This window comes from Streptomyces sp. NPDC088730, assembly GCF_044751215.1.
Lineage (GTDB): Bacteria > Actinomycetota > Actinomycetes > Streptomycetales > Streptomycetaceae > Streptomyces.
This window is the reverse complement of the sequence record NZ_JBIVLK010000010.1, coordinates 120,828-134,177: the sequence shown is the minus strand read 5'-3', so window position 1 is coordinate 134,177 and position 13,350 is coordinate 120,828. Positions and strand designations below refer to the sequence as shown.

Below are 13,350 nucleotides of genomic sequence, written 5' to 3'. Positions count from 1 at the left end.
CAACGGTTCCGGCAACCGACGGCCGAAAACCGGCCATGCCCATCCTTCGCGGTACCGAACTCCTGTTCTAGAGTCGGGGATTGTACGGGGGTGGCCGGGCCGGTGCCGGGACGGCTGATGTGTGCCGGGGAGAGCTCTGCCCACCCTCATCACACATCGGGAGGGACCTTGCACGTCGGATTCGCGGTTCGCACCGCTCTGGTCGCCGCACTGCTGTCGGCGGCCGTCACCGCGACACCCTCGGCGTCGGCCGCCGACGACCACCTGACGCCCCGGCCCCCGGCCGGCGGGCGGTCCGCGGTCGCGACGGAGACCCCGCCGGTGGCCGCGTGGCGGCTCGACGACCCCAACCGCTCCCAGCGGGCCGCCGCATGGGCGGGGCCCTACCGGGGGCTGCCCGGCCCCGGCGTCCGGTTCGGAGACCAGGGGCCCCACGGCAACATGCCCGGCGCCGCGTACTTCGACGGGGGCGACTTCAGCTACCTGAACACGGACGGTACGGCCGTGGACACCACCCACGCCTTCACCGCCGGGGTGTGGGTGCTCCCCGAGGAGACCGGCCGGGACACGACGGCCATCACCCAGTCCGGCATCAGCAGCACGGCCAACTTCTCCCTCGGCACGACCACCGACGCCGCCGGGAATCCCGTCTGGAGCTTCACGCTGCCCTCGGCCGACGGCGAGAGCCGGGTCACCGGCGGTACCCCGCGGGCGGGCGAGTGGGCCTACCTCGCCGGGGTCTACGAACCCGCCACCGGCACCGCGCGGCTCTACGTGGACGGCGCCGCGGTAGCCGCCGGGGAGGCGGCCGTGCCCGAGGACACCGCCCTGTGGAACTTCGTGATGGGGCGGGACGGGAACGACCGGTCGAAGCGGTGGCGGGGCAGCCTCGCGGACGTCAGGCTGTGGGACTCCGCCATCGACCCGGCCGAACTCGCCGAGCTCGGCCGCCGCAAGCCGTGGCTCAGGGCCTACTGGCCGATGGAGAGCGCCGAGACCTGCTGCGACGGGCTGACGATCATCCCCGAAGTGGACCACCGCGCGGACTTCCTGCTGGGCGGCGACGCCCACATCAGCACCGATGACGCGCTGGCGGGGACCGGCAGCGTCTCGCTGGACGGCGACGGCGACTATCTCGAAAGCGACATCCCGCCGCTCGACACCGGGAAGAGCTGGGCCGTCTCCGCGAAGGTCCGGCTGCACGGCACCCCCGACCGCGACATGGCCGTGCTCGCACAGAACGGCTGGCAGGCGGACGCCTTCACGCTCCGTTACCGCCCGGCCGACCGGACCTGGCAGGCCCTCCTCGCCCACTCCGACGAGCCGGACGCCGCCACGACACAGCTCGGCGGACCCGCGCCGGGCGGCACCCAGACCCTGCTGCTCCAGTACGACGCGAAGGCCGGCGACGTTCAGCTCTGGATCGACGGCACCCTCGCCGACAGCGCGCCGTACGCGGCGGCAGACGCCTGGGAGGCCGCGCGGTTCCTCCAGGCCGGCCGGGACTCGGCGGCCGACGGCGTGGGGGCCCACCACCTCGACGGTGACATCGACGAGGTGCGCACCTGGGCCGGGGTGCTGTCAGCGGAGGAGATCAACTCGCTCTGACCGGAGCCACGGGGCCGGGCACCGTCCGCAGGCTCCGGCTCAGGAGACCGGCGCGCCCGTACCGGGCCGGTCCCGCCCGACGGGCAGGCCCGGCCCGGTGCGGGTGCGCGCCTCGAAGGACTCGACGCGCAGGGCCTGTTCATCGGTGAGCACATCGCACACCCAGTCCCAGTGCAGCGCCACCCGGTCACCGGGGCGGACGCCGTCGATCAGCGTCCGCCCGCCGGCCGCGAGGCGCACCGGCTCGTCCTGCCAGTCACCGGCGCTATCCGCACCCCCACGCGCATCCCCACCCGCACCCGCACGCGGGCCCTCAGCCGGGCGGCGCCGTCCAGACCGTCACCATCGAGCAGCGGGGTGCTCGCCAGGAACGACCTCCTCGCGGAGCGCAACCGGACGTGGATGACGGAGCGCGGCGTCGTAGCGGTGACCATGATGAGCTCACCCGGCGCCGGCAGGACCACGCTGCTCGAACGCACCATCACGGATCTCGCCGCCCGCCGCCCGGTGGCCGGCGTCGAGGGCGATCAGGAGACCCGGCTCGACGCCGACCGGATCGGCCGCACCGGCTGCGCCGCGGCGCAGGTGAACACCGGGGCGGGCTGCCACCTGACGCGGAGATGATGCGGGACGCGCTCACCGCGCTGTCCCCGGCCCAGGGCTCGCTGCTCATGGCGGAGGACGCCGGGAACCCGGTCTGCCCGCCCTTTTCGACCGGGGCGAGCGAGCCAAGGCCGTGATCATCTCGGTCACCGAGGGCACGGACAAGCCGCTGAAGTGCCCGTACATGTTCGCCGCCGCCGACCTGATCCCGGTCACCAAGGCCGACCTGCTGCCCCACGTCGACTTCGACGTCGACCAGTGCACGCGGCACGCGCGCTCGGCCAACCCGGACGTGCGCGTGCTGACGGTCTCCGCGACCACCGGCGAGGGCCTGAGCCACTGGTACGACTGGCTCGCGGCGCAGCGGTAGCGCCCGCCGCCGGGAACGGGGGACCGACGCGGCCGCCGGCCCCCGCCTGCCTCCGTGTCAGTGCTTCGCGGACCGCACGATGGTGAACGCGGCGCCCTCGGGGTCGGCGACCAGCGCCACCCTCCCGGAGGCACCCTCCCTGGGGGCCTGGAGGATGTGCCCGCCGAGCTCCACCACGCGCCGTGCGGCCTCGTCGGTGTCCGCGACCTCGAAGTACGTCATCCAGTGCGGGCCGCGGTCCCTCGGCAGGCCGTGGCCGACGCCGTGCAGCGACGCCACCGGCCGGCCGTCCAGGTGCAGGGTCTGGTAGTCGAAGTCGGCCGAGACCACGGCCTCCGTCCTGTAGCCGAAGACCGCCTGGTAGAACTTGGCGACCGTCGCCGTCTCCCGGGTCACCAGCTCGTTCCAGACCGGCATTCCCGGCGCTCCGGCCAGCGAGGTGCCGATGTGCCGGCCGGCCTGCCAGATCCCGAAGACGGCTCCGCCCGGGTCGGAGGCGATGGCCATCCGGCCGGCCTCGCCCGCGTCCAGCGGCCCGACACCGACCGTGCCGCCGCAGGCACGGATCGTCTCCGCCGTGAGGTCGGCGTCGTCGGTGGCCAGGTAGGTCGTCCAGGCGATCGGCAGGTGCCGGTCGGGGGAGAGCTGCCCGATGCCGGCCACCTCCTCGCCGTCGATCAGCGCCCGGACGTACGGGCCCAGCTGCTCCGGGCCCGGTCCGAACTCCCAGCCGAACAGTTCGGCGTAGAAGTTCTGGGTCGTGTCCAGGCCGTGCACGATCAGACTCACCCAGCAAGGTGTTCCGGGTGTACGCCGAGCGGCAGCCTCGGTCATCGTCACTATCTCCTCGGACCATCGTGGTGGCCGTACGGGGGAACGGGGCCTGCGCGCCGTCGTGCGGTACGGGATGTGTACGCCCCGTGCAGATGCTCGCACCACCCGGCGCTCGATGCGCCCCGGCCGCGCCGCACTTTCCGTGATCTCGACGGACGAGGTTCCGCTTTGTGCCGGTACGACCATTTCGTTGTTGTTACGGGCTGGCAGGCCACTGCGCGAGGATGGCTCCCATGAAGCCCATCATCTCCGCATCCGAATATGTGAGCGAGTCGGCGGGGCCTCGGCCGCCGGTGCTCCTGGACGTACGTTGGCAACTGGGCGGCCCGCCCGGCCGGCCCGACTACGAGGCCGGTCACATCCCCGGGGCGGTCTACGTGGATCTGGACAGCGAACTCGCCGGCCCGGCGGGCAGCGGAGGCCGCCACCCGCTGCCAGACCCGGCTGAGTTCGGCGCCGTGATGCGCCGCGCCGGGGTCGGCCGGGACAGCTCGGTGATCGTGTACGACGGCGGCCAGGGCTGGGCGGCGGCCCGCGCCTGGTGGCTGCTGCGCTGGACCGGGCACCGGGACGTCCGGGTGCTGGACGGCGGTCTCGCGGCCTGGACCGGCGAGCTGTCCAAGGAGACCCCGGCCCCCGCCGAGGGCGACTTCGTTCCCGAGCCGGGGGCGCTGCCGCTGCTGGACGCGGACGGCGCGGCGGCCCTGGCGCGCTCGGGTCTGCTGCTCGACGCACGGGCCGCCGAGCGCTACCGGGGCGATGTGGAGCCGATCGACCGGGTGGGCGGGCACATCCCCGGCGCGGTCTCGGCCCCCACGGTGGAGAACGTCGGGGCGGACGGGCGCTTCCTGCCCGTTGAGGAGCTGGCCGCACGCTTCACCGGACTGGGCGCCGACGGGGACGCCGTGGATGTCGGCGTCTACTGCGGCTCCGGGGTCTCGGGCGCGCACGAGGTGCTGGCCCTGGAGGTCGCCGGGTTCACCGGCGCTCTCTACGCGGGTTCCTGGTCGCAGTGGTCGGCCGACGAGACCCGGCCGGTCGCCACGGGCCCCGACCCCCGGTAACGGGACAACGGGACGTAACCGGGGGTCGGGGTTCCGTCCACGCAGCGTGAAGGGGCCCGTACGCGAGCGCGCACGGGCCCCCTTCATGCCGCGGTCACCCCGGTCAGTCCTGCTTCTTGCGGCGCGTGCCGAAGACGATCTCGTCCCAGCTCGGCACCGCGGCCCGGCGGCCCGGCCGGACGCCGTCCGCCTCGGCCTGCCGGTCGGTCGTGCCGGTCAGCCGGTCGCGGTGACCGGCCACCGCGCGGGGCATCAGCACATCCGCGTAGGCGGAACCGGCGCCCGCGGAGGCGGCCGGGGGCTCCTCGGCCTCCGGCTCCTGCGCGGCCGGTTCGATCGCCGGCGGCTCGGGCGGTGCGGGGCGCTCCGGTACGACCATGTCGCCCCGGAAGCTGGGTACGGCCTCCAGGAGGCTGGTGAGCGAATCGCGTTCGCTCGCCGTGACCCCGCCGATGCGCTCCTCCGGCTCCGGGGCCGGAGGCGGCGCGGGGCGCTCGATCTGGCGGTCCAGGGCGCGGTCCAGCGGCCGGTCGCGCGGCAGCCGGGCGATGCGCGGGACGAACGGGAAGCTCGGTTCGGGCGCGGCGACGTCATCGGTCTCGCCGATCAGCGAGCGCGCCTCGTCGTCCACCGCCTGGACGAGCCGGCGCGGGGCGTCGTACGTCCAGCTCGCGGAGTGCGGCTCACCGGCGACCAGGTAGACCAGGAGGACCTCCCAGGTGCCGTCGTCGCGGCGCCAGGAGTCCCACTGGACGGTCTCCTTGTCGGCGCCGCGCAGCAGGAGGCGCTCCTGCACCGCCTCACCGAGCTGGGGTCCGGTGTTCTCGCCCGGACGGCGCACCGGAGTCTTCCGGGCGCGCTCGGCCATGAAGGCGCGCTCCGCGAGCACGGGACCCTCGAAGCGGCGGACACGGTCGACCGGAATGCCGGCGAACTGGGCGACTTCCTCCGCCGACGCGCCGGCTCTTATCCGGGCCTGGATGTCGCGGGGCCGGAGGTGGCTCTCCACCTCGATCTCGATCTGGCCGAGCCGTGCGCGGTCGTTGCGCACGGCGGCTCGCAGCCGCTCGTCGATCGGGAGGGTGTACTCCGTGCTGTCTGCAGCCTTGAGCACCAGTCGTGTGCCGTCGTTGGAGACGGCCACGACACGCAGTTCGGGCATGGGGACCTCCCGGGTGGTGCCTGCCGACGTCACGTGCGTCGCTGCTTCCGCTAGTCGAGTGTGACCTGCCCGGGTGCAGCCTGCCACAACATTGCCGTGTTGCCCGGCGTGTCGGGCGTGAGCCCGTGATCGCCGGTATGGCACGGTGACCTCTTGCACAACACACAGTAACAGTTGATCACTCTGTGCAGCCGGCCCCCGTGCGATGCCGCGGCGCCGCCGGATCGAGTGCCTCCTTCGGCCCCCTCCCGAAGGTTCCGGACTTCTACGCGGGAGTCCGGCCCCAGGGCTCGCCACAGTACTCCATTCGGGCCATGTGGGTGGACCGCCACGCTGCTGAAGTTCTCGCGAGGTACGGGAGTTGAGCCGCCCCGTTGGAGGGGGGATGTCCCCCGCGCGTGTCCTGCTTCACAGAATCACCGTAAGCGGAACTATCGGCTTCGCTCAAATGTCCCTTCTGTTGCATGGTGGGAGCGATGTCAATCAAGGGCTGGAAATGGTGCAGAAGCCGGAAAGTGACATAGAACCCAGAGAAAGGCGGATCGATCTCAGCCTGCCCCAGGTCGCGGGCAGTGCCGTCGCGGCGGTCGCGGCGGCGGTGGCGGCCTCGCAACTAGGCGTGTACGGAACGATTCTGGGCGCCGGGGTGATGAGCATCGTGGCCACCTGCGGGGGCTCGGTCTTCCAGCACTTCTTCCGTCGTACGGGTGAGCAGATCCGCGAGGTCACGGTCCAGGTGAAGCACCCGGACCGCGAGGTGACCGTGCACACGCGCCAGACGCGTGATGCCGGTGACGCGGACGGGACGTGGGGGACCCCCGAGACGCATGTCGCCCTGCGTGAGGCGGCCGGATCTGCCGACGCGGCCGCGGTGCCGCCCGCGACGGACGCCACGACGCCCCCGCGCCGGCCGGACGCGGCGGCCACCGCGCCCCTGGAGCCGGACGCCACCACCGTCCTGCGCGCCGTGGACGCCACCACCGTCCTGCGCAAGGTGTCGCAGGACCCCGGTCGCACCCAGCTGATCAGAGCGGTCGACGCGAACCCGCCGCTCACCACGGCCCCCGGGGCCGGGGACGAGGAGTTCACGCAGGCGACCACGCACGGCACCCGGATCCGCGGCTGGAAGCGCTCGGCGCTCGGGGCGGCCGTGGTGTTCGCCGTCTCGATGGCCGGGATCACCACGTTCGAGCTGGTCTCGGGCAACGACCTGAGCGGTGGTCAGGGGACCACCGTGGGCTCCGTCGTACGCGGCGAGCGCGGATCGGCGCCCGCGGACCCGGCGCCTTCGCACAGCTCGGACCCCGGCCAGGACGACCGGCCCGCCCCGGACCGGAGCGGCAGCTCCACTCCCGGCACCGGCCAGGAGCCGGGCGGACAGAGCCGGAGCCCGGAGACGGACCGGGGCGAGAGCCCGGCGACGGACCCGGCACCCACGCCCACCCCGTCGGACTCCGCGGCCGACCCGGCGCCGCCGGCGCCCACGCCCACCCCGTCGGAGACCGGCGACGGCGGCAGCACCGCCCCCGACCCGGCGGGCACGGGCAGCGCCCCGGCGCAGCAGGACCCGCCAGCCGGCACCGGCACCGGCACCGGGGAGTGAGCGGGCGCGGCGGTCAGTCGCCCAGGACCCGGCGCAGGTAGTCGTTGGCGAACAGGCGGTCCGGGTCCAGCCGGTCCCGGACCGCGGTGAACTCCCCGAAGCGGGGGTACACCCCGGCGAGGTAGCCGGCGTCACGGGTGTTGACCTTGCCCCAGTGCGGGCGGCCCTCATGGGCGGTCATGATCCGCTCCACCGCGGTGAAGTACGACCGGTAGGGCGTGCCCCGGTAGAGGTGGACGGCGATGTACGCGCTCTCCCGGCCCGAGGCCGTGGAGAGCGCTATGTCGTCCGCGGGGGCGGTCCGCACCTCCACCGGGAAGCTGATCCGCAGCGGTGAACGCTCCACCATCGCCTTGACCTCGCGCAGCGCCTCGACGGCCGCCTCGCGCGGCAGGGCGTACTCCATCTCCACGAACCGCACTCGGCGCGGGCTGGTAAAGACCTTGTACGGGATGTCGGTGTAGGTGCGGGCCGACAGGGCGCGGCTGGAGAGCTTGGCGATCGAGGGGATCGTGGCGGGCACCGCCCGGCCGACGGCGCAGGCCGCCTGGAAGATCCCGTTGGAGAGGAGCTCGTCCTCGATCCAGCCGCTGACCTTTCCGGGCGGGGCGGCGGGGCCCGCGCTGCGGTTGTTGCGCTTGGTGTTGCAGTTGCCGGTGTGCGGGAACCAGTAGAACTCGAAGTGCTCGTTCTCCGTCACCAGCTGATCGAAGTCACTTGTGACCCGGTCGAAGGCCATCGGCTCCTCGCGGGCGGTCAGCAGGAAGACCGGCTCCACGGCGAAGGTGATCGCGGTGATGACGCCCAGGGCGCCGAGCCCGATCCGGGCGACGGCGAAGATGTCCGGGTTCTCGGTCGCCGAGCAGGTCAGCACCGTGCCGTCCGCCGTGACCAGCTCCAGGGCGCGGATCTGCGCGGATATCGACGCCGAGTCCCGCCCGGTGCCGTGGGTACCGGTGGAGGTGGCCCCGGCGACCGTCTGGTCCATGATGTCGCCCATGTTGGTGAGCGAGAGGCCCTCGCGCGCCAGCGCGGTGTTGAGGCGCTTCAGCGGGGTGCCGGCCTCGACGGTCACCGTCATCGCCGCGCGGTCGATCTTCCGGATGCCGGTGAGCAGCTCCGGACGTATCAGCAGCCCGTCGGTGGCCGCGGTCGCGGTGAAGGAGTGGCCGGTGCCCACCGGCTTCACCTTCAGCCCGTCCTCCGAGGCCCTGCGCAGCTCCTCGGCCAGCTCGTCCACCGAGGCGGGTGACACGGTCCGTACCGGACGGGCGGTGACGTTTCCCGCCCAGTTACGCCACGCGCTTGTCGCCGTCCGTGCGTAGGTGTCGGTCATCTTCCCCGCGCCCTTCCATAGGAACCGGCCCACTGAGCCGGCGGTACCCCAGGAACGCCACCGCGGCCGCGATCGCCCCCGCCACCGCGGGCACCGCGTACCCCGCCTTCGCCCCGGACGCGTCGACCACCCAGCCGGCGGCCGAGGAGCCGAGCGCCACACCTACGGCGAGCCCGGTACTGGTCCAGGTCATGCCCTCGGTCAGTCTCGTGCGCGGTACGTGCTGTTCGACGAGGGCCATGGTGGTGACCATCGTCGGTGCGATGGCGAGGCCCGCGACAAAGAGCGCCACGGCCAGGAACGGCAGGTTCCCGGCCAGTTGGAGGGGGATCATACTCACGGCCATCGCACACACTCCCACCAGCCACCGGCCGGACGGCCTGCCCTTCAGGTGCAGCAGGCCGAACACCGCCCCGGCGAGGCAGGAGCCCAGCGCGTACACGGCGAGTACGAGGCTCGCCGCGGCCTTGTGGCCGCGCTCCTCCGCGAAGGCCACCGTCACCACGTCGATCGCCCCGAAGATCGCACCGGTCGCCACGAAGGTCACCACGAGCACCTGGAGGCCGCGGGAGGACAGCGCCGAGCCCCTGGTGTGCCGTGCGTGCGGATGCGGCACCGGCTCTGTGGCCCGCTGCGCGGTCAGCCAGAAGACGCCGACCAGCAGGAAGCCGGCGGCCAGCAGCGGACCCGCCTCGGGGAACCAGGCGGTGGACAGCCCGATCGAGATGATCGGACCGAAGATGAAGCACACCTCGTCGACGATGGACTCCCACGAGTACGCGGTGTGCAGCTGCCGCGCGGAGCCCCGGTAGATCTCCGCCCAGCGGGCCCGGACCATCGAGCCGACGCTGGGGACGCAGCCGGCGCCGGCCGCGAACACGAACAGGGTCCAGTCCGGCAGCCCCTGCTGCGCACAGACCAGCAGACCGGCCACGGCCGCCAGGGCGACGAGGGTCACCGGGCGCAGCACCCGGCGCTGCCCGTGCCGGTCGACCAGCCTGGATATCTGCGGCCCCACCACCGCCGCGGCCATCGCCAGCGTCGCCGAGAGCGCGCCCGCCAGTCCGTAGCGGCCGGTCAGCTGGGAAACCATGGTCACCACGCCGATGCCCATCATGGACAACGGCATCCGGCCGAGGAAGCCGGCGGAGGAGAACCCCTTGGAGCCGGGGGCGGCGAAGATCGCGCGATAGGGACTGGGCACGGGGTACTCCGGTACGCGTGGTGCGGTCACACGCGGTGTCAGGGGTGAATACGGCCTGCACAGCTTACGTCCTCACCCGTGACCGTCGGCGGGCGCCGTGACGGGCGGGACACCGGCCAGGCCGCGGGGGCCGGCGGCCGTGCGGCGTCGGATGCCGGTGGGCCCGGCCGGGGAGGCCGGCACCGGTGCGGGGCGGATGTCGGTGGGCGCGGCGGAGGAGGCGGGTGGCAGGATCGATGCCATGTCCGATCTGCGTGAGCCCGCTCCCTACGACGCCCTGCTGCTGCTCTCCTTCGGGGGCCCCGAAGGCCCGGACGACGTGGTTCCGTTCCTGGCGAACGTGACCCGCGGCCGGGGTATCCCCGAGGAGCGGCTGAAGGAGGTCGGCAAGCACTACTTCCTGTTCGGCGGCGTCAGCCCGATCAACGGCCAGAACAGGGCGCTGCTCGACGCCCTGCGCAAGGACTTCGCTGATCACGGGCTCGACCTGCCGGTCTACTGGGGCAACCGCAACTGGTCCCCCTACCTGACCGACACCCTGCGTGAGATGGTCCGGGACGGACGCCGTCGCGTCGCCGTCCTGGCGACCAGCGCCTACGCCTCCTACTCCGGCTGTCGGCAGTACCGCGAGAACCTCGCCGAGTCGCTGGCCGCCCTGGAGGCCGAGGGGCTGCCGGTGCCGCGCGTCGACAAGCTGCGGCACTACTTCAACCACCCCGGCTTCGTCGAGCCGATGGTGGACGGTGTGATCGCCTCCCTGGCCGGCCTGCCCGAGAACGTCCGGGCCGGGGCGCACCTCGCCTTCACCACGCACTCCATCCCCACCGCTGCCGCTGATTCCTCCGGACCGCGGGAGGCGCACGGGGACGGCGGCGCGTACGTCGCGGAGCATCTCGACGTGGCCCGGGTGATCGTCGAGGCGGTCCGTGAGCGGACCGGCGTCGAGTACCCCTGGCAGCTCGTCTACCAGTCGCGCAGCGGTGCCCCGCACATCCCGTGGCTCGAACCCGACATCTGCGACCACCTGGAGCTGCTGCACAGCGACGGCGTGCCCGCCGTGGTGATGGCGCCCATCGGCTTCGTCTCGGACCACATGGAGGTCCTGTACGACCTCGACACCGAGGCCACGGAGAAGGCCGCCGAGCTGGGCCTGCCGGTCCGCAGGTCCGCGACCGTCGGCGCCGACCCGCGGTTCGCGGCGGCGGTGCGCGAACTCGTGCTGGAGCGCGCGGCCGCCGAACAGGGCCGGGACCCGCAGCGGTGCGCCCTCGGGGCGCTCGGGCCGAGCCACGACCTCTGCCCGGCCGGCTGCTGCCCGGCCCGTGCGCCCAGACCGGCTGCCGCGGGCGCCGACGGCCCCTACGTGTAGAGCGATTCGATCCGTACCCCTCACACCTCCGGGAGCGCCGTGACCGACCCCCTGCTGTCCGAACTGCTCGACCTCGCCCTGGACGCCGCCCACCGGGCCGGCGCGCTGCTGCGCGACGGACGCCCCGCCGATCTGGGGGTGGCCGCGACCAAGTCCAGCCCGGTGGACGTCGTCACCGAGATGGACATCGCCGCCGAGAAGCTGATCACCGGCTTCCTGTCCGAGCGCCGCCCCGGGGACGGCTTCCTCGGGGAGGAGGGCGCCAGCTCCGAGGGCAGCAGCGGCGTCCGCTGGGTGATCGACCCGCTCGACGGCACCGTGAACTACCTGTACGGGCTGCCCACCTGGGCCGTCTCCATCGCCGCCGAACGGGACGGCGAGCGGGTCGTGGGCGTCGTGGAGGCCCCGATGCGCCGGGAGACCTACCACGCGGTCCTCGGCGGCGGCGCGTACGCGAAGGGCGGTGCCTACGGGGACGGTGCCGCGCTGCGCTGCCGGCCCGCGCCGCCGCTCGACCAGGCGCTCGTGTCGACCGGCTTCAACTACGTGGCCGACGTCCGCGCGCACCAGGCCGACGTGGTCCGGGTGCTGATCCCGCGGCTGCGGGACATCCGGCGTGGCGGGTCCGCCGCGATCGACCTCTGCGACGTCGCCGCGGGCCGCCTCGACGGCTACTACGAGCGCGGCCTCCACCCGTGGGACCTGGCGGCCGGCGACCTCATCGCGCGGGAGGCCGGCGCGCTGACCGGCGGGCGGCCGGGGGCGGCCGCCGACGGCGGTCTGACGGTGGCCGCGTCACCGGGCGTCTTCGAACCGCTGCAGTCCCTGCTGGAGGAGCTCGGCGCCTGGCACGACTGAGCAGCCCGTGAGCAGCCCGCTCCCCGCGGGAAGCCGCTGTGCGGCCCGTGGGCGGCGTCGGAACGGAGAAGGCCCCGCTTGTGCCGGTGCGGCACCGCGGGGCCTTCTCGTAACGGCTCAGACGCTTGTGGCGCCGATGTGGACTCCGTGCTCGGCAGCGAGGCGGTGCAGATCCTCCAGCTCGCTCTGCTCGACGTCCGCGAGGAAGTCGTCGCCCGTCTCGCGGGCTTTCGTGAGGTCGGACTCGGTGGTCTGGATGCGTTGCAGCAGACCTGCGGTGAAAGCGTCCATGAGGCGCCCCCTCATCGTGGGTCGGTGGCACGGGGGTGTGCCCGGGTTTCCCTCCGCCGAAGCGGTAGGGCGGGTGATCACGCAGCCTCCGGAGGAACGGAGGGGCCAGTGGCACGCCACATACGAGACGTGATCGCGGGTGTGGAATCGTCCTCCCCAGCCCGACCCTCAGAGAAACCTCAACTGGCCCGGAAAACCACCGCCTTCCGGGAAGCCGCAGGTGGGACCGCGCCGTCTTACCGCCGGTTTATACGCGTTACGGGCAGGATGGAGACGCACAGACCGGGCCCGGGTGCGGCCCGGATCACCGGCCGGCGGTCCGATTCGAACGTTCCACCGGTCGCTTTCGGACACTGTGCGGCTCTGTTGTGGAAGTTCTAAGGAAGGAAGCGCCGTGCGCGTACTCGTCGTGGAGGACGAGCAGCTGCTCGCCGATGCGGTGGCCACCGGATTGCGCCGGGAGGCCATGGCCGTCGATGTCGTGTACGACGGTGCGGCGGCACTGGAGCGCATCGAGGTCAACGACTACGACGTCGTGGTGCTGGACCGGGACCTCCCCCTGGTGCACGGCGACGACGTGTGCCGCCGGATCGTCGAGCTGGGCATGCCGACCCGGGTGCTCATGCTCACCGCCTCCGGGGATGTCAGCGACCGGGTGGAGGGCCTGGAGCTCGGCGCCGACGACTATCTGCCCAAGCCCTTCGCCTTCAGCGAGCTGACCGCACGGGTACGCGCCCTCGGCCGCCGTACGACCGTCGCGCTGCCCCCCGTCCTGGAACGCGCCGGGATCAAGCTCGACCCGAACCGCCGCGAGGTCTTCCGGGGCGATCAGGAGGTCCAGCTCGCGCCCAAGGAGTTCGCCGTGCTGGAGGTCCTGATGCGCAGCGAGGGCGCCGTGGTCTCGGCCGAGCAGCTCCTGGAGAAGGCCTGGGACGAGAACACCGACCCCTTCACCAACGTCGTCCGGGTGACCGTCATGACCCTGCGGCGCAAACTCGGTGAGCCGCCCGTGATCGTCACCGTGCCCGGCTCCGGCTACCGGATCTGA

At 72.9% G+C, this 13,350-nt stretch carries 14 protein-coding genes and 1 pseudogene; 8 read left to right on the top strand and 7 right to left on the bottom strand.

The window, feature by feature from the left end; all coding sequences use genetic code 11:
* Positions 1-168 precede the first annotated feature (168 nt).
* Positions 169-1,608, top strand: coding sequence for a LamG-like jellyroll fold domain-containing protein (locus tag ACIP89_RS26765; RefSeq protein ID WP_402117162.1), 1,440 nt, complete (start codon positions 169-171; stop codon positions 1,606-1,608).
* A gap of 39 nt (positions 1,609-1,647) precedes the next feature.
* On the opposite strand, the pseudogene ACIP89_RS26760 reads toward ACIP89_RS26765, so the two are convergent.
* Positions 1,648-1,863, bottom strand: a pseudogene (locus ACIP89_RS26760) (DUF6390 family protein); the annotation flags it as partial.
* 102 nt (positions 1,864-1,965) lie between these two features.
* Here ACIP89_RS26760 and ACIP89_RS26755 point away from each other — a divergent pair.
* Entirely contained in the window at positions 1,966-2,232 is a 267-nt protein-coding gene (locus tag ACIP89_RS26755) for a GTP-binding protein (protein ID WP_402117160.1), read from the top strand.
* A gap of 112 nt (positions 2,233-2,344) precedes the next feature.
* Entirely contained in the window at positions 2,345-2,581 is a 237-nt protein-coding gene (locus ACIP89_RS26750; RefSeq protein WP_402117159.1) for a hypothetical protein, read from the top strand.
* 57 nt (positions 2,582-2,638) lie between these two features.
* On the opposite strand, the gene ACIP89_RS26745 is transcribed toward ACIP89_RS26750, so the two are convergent.
* Entirely contained in the window at positions 2,639-3,415 is a 777-nt protein-coding gene (locus ACIP89_RS26745; RefSeq protein WP_401931263.1) for a VOC family protein, read from the bottom strand.
* Between the two features lie 233 nt (positions 3,416-3,648).
* Here ACIP89_RS26745 and ACIP89_RS26740 point away from each other — a divergent pair, with 233 nt between their 5' ends.
* The gene (locus tag ACIP89_RS26740; protein ID WP_402117157.1) at positions 3,649-4,479 is read left to right on the top strand and encodes a sulfurtransferase; all 831 of its coding nucleotides are present in this window, start codon (positions 3,649-3,651) and stop codon (positions 4,477-4,479) included.
* A 103-nt stretch (positions 4,480-4,582) separates the two neighbouring features.
* Here the strand turns inward: ACIP89_RS26740 and sepH are convergent, their stop codons facing one another.
* Complete coding sequence (gene sepH, locus ACIP89_RS26735; RefSeq protein ID WP_401931267.1) at positions 4,583-5,641, bottom strand: septation protein SepH; 1,059 nt, start codon at positions 5,639-5,641, stop codon at positions 4,583-4,585.
* 496 nt (positions 5,642-6,137) lie between these two features.
* Here sepH and ACIP89_RS26730 point away from each other — a divergent pair, with 496 nt between their 5' ends.
* Positions 6,138-7,244: a hypothetical protein gene (locus tag ACIP89_RS26730; RefSeq protein WP_402117155.1), complete on the top strand. Its 1,107-nt coding sequence runs from the start codon at positions 6,138-6,140 to the stop codon at positions 7,242-7,244.
* 13 nt (positions 7,245-7,257) lie between these two features.
* Here the strand turns inward: ACIP89_RS26730 and ACIP89_RS26725 are convergent, their stop codons facing one another.
* From ACIP89_RS26725 to ACIP89_RS26715, 3 genes are all read right to left on the bottom strand, one after another.
* Complete coding sequence (locus ACIP89_RS26725; protein ID WP_402117153.1) at positions 7,258-8,580, bottom strand: D-arabinono-1,4-lactone oxidase; 1,323 nt, start codon at positions 8,578-8,580, stop codon at positions 7,258-7,260.
* Positions 8,537-9,784: an MFS transporter gene (locus ACIP89_RS26720; protein WP_402117151.1), complete on the bottom strand. Its 1,248-nt coding sequence runs from the start codon at positions 9,782-9,784 to the stop codon at positions 8,537-8,539. Before ACIP89_RS26720 ends, ACIP89_RS26725 begins: the two co-directional genes overlap by 44 nt.
* Positions 9,785-9,856: 72 nt before the next feature.
* The gene (locus tag ACIP89_RS26715) at positions 9,857-10,027 is read right to left on the bottom strand and encodes a hypothetical protein (protein ID WP_401931273.1); all 171 of its coding nucleotides are present in this window, start codon (positions 10,025-10,027) and stop codon (positions 9,857-9,859) included.
* Between ACIP89_RS26715 and ACIP89_RS26710 the strand changes: the two genes are divergently transcribed.
* The gene (locus ACIP89_RS26710) at positions 10,026-11,153 is read left to right on the top strand and encodes a ferrochelatase (protein WP_402117149.1); all 1,128 of its coding nucleotides are present in this window, start codon (positions 10,026-10,028) and stop codon (positions 11,151-11,153) included. The genes ACIP89_RS26715 and ACIP89_RS26710 overlap by 2 nt on opposite strands.
* Positions 11,154-11,192: 39 nt before the next feature.
* Positions 11,193-12,011 (top strand): inositol monophosphatase family protein, encoded by an 819-nt coding sequence (locus ACIP89_RS26705; RefSeq protein ID WP_401931673.1) that lies wholly within the window; start codon positions 11,193-11,195, stop codon positions 12,009-12,011.
* Positions 12,012-12,128: 117 nt separating this feature from the next.
* Here ACIP89_RS26705 and ACIP89_RS26700 read toward each other — a convergent pair whose 3' ends face one another.
* The gene (locus ACIP89_RS26700; protein WP_185092415.1) at positions 12,129-12,302 is read right to left on the bottom strand and encodes a hypothetical protein; all 174 of its coding nucleotides are present in this window, start codon (positions 12,300-12,302) and stop codon (positions 12,129-12,131) included.
* Between the two features lie 394 nt (positions 12,303-12,696).
* Between ACIP89_RS26700 and ACIP89_RS26695 the strand changes: the two genes are divergently transcribed.
* On the top strand, positions 12,697-13,350 hold the full coding sequence (locus tag ACIP89_RS26695) for a response regulator transcription factor (protein ID WP_018551468.1): 654 nt from the start codon (positions 12,697-12,699) through the stop codon (positions 13,348-13,350).

Bases quoted from the DNA above. Each gene is read 5' to 3' on its own strand.
- ACIP89_RS26745 (WP_401931263.1), bottom strand. From the start codon at position 3,415: ATGACCGAGGCTGCCGCTCGGCGTACACCCGGAACACCTTGCTGGGTG.
- ACIP89_RS26740 (WP_402117157.1), top strand. From the start codon at position 3,649: ATGAAGCCCATCATCTCCGCATCCGAATATGTGAGCGAGTCGGCGGGG.
- sepH (WP_401931267.1), bottom strand. From the start codon at position 5,641: ATGCCCGAACTGCGTGTCGTGGCCGTCTCCAACGACGGCACACGACTG.
- ACIP89_RS26730 (WP_402117155.1), top strand. From the start codon at position 6,138: ATGGTGCAGAAGCCGGAAAGTGACATAGAACCCAGAGAAAGGCGGATC.
- ACIP89_RS26725 (WP_402117153.1), bottom strand. From the start codon at position 8,580: ATGACCGACACCTACGCACGGACGGCGACAAGCGCGTGGCGTAACTGG.
- ACIP89_RS26710 (WP_402117149.1), top strand. From the start codon at position 10,026: ATGTCCGATCTGCGTGAGCCCGCTCCCTACGACGCCCTGCTGCTGCTC.
- ACIP89_RS26715 (WP_401931273.1), bottom strand. From the start codon at position 10,027: ATGGCATCGATCCTGCCACCCGCCTCCTCCGCCGCGCCCACCGACATC.
- ACIP89_RS26700 (WP_185092415.1), bottom strand. From the start codon at position 12,302: ATGGACGCTTTCACCGCAGGTCTGCTGCAACGCATCCAGACCACCGAG.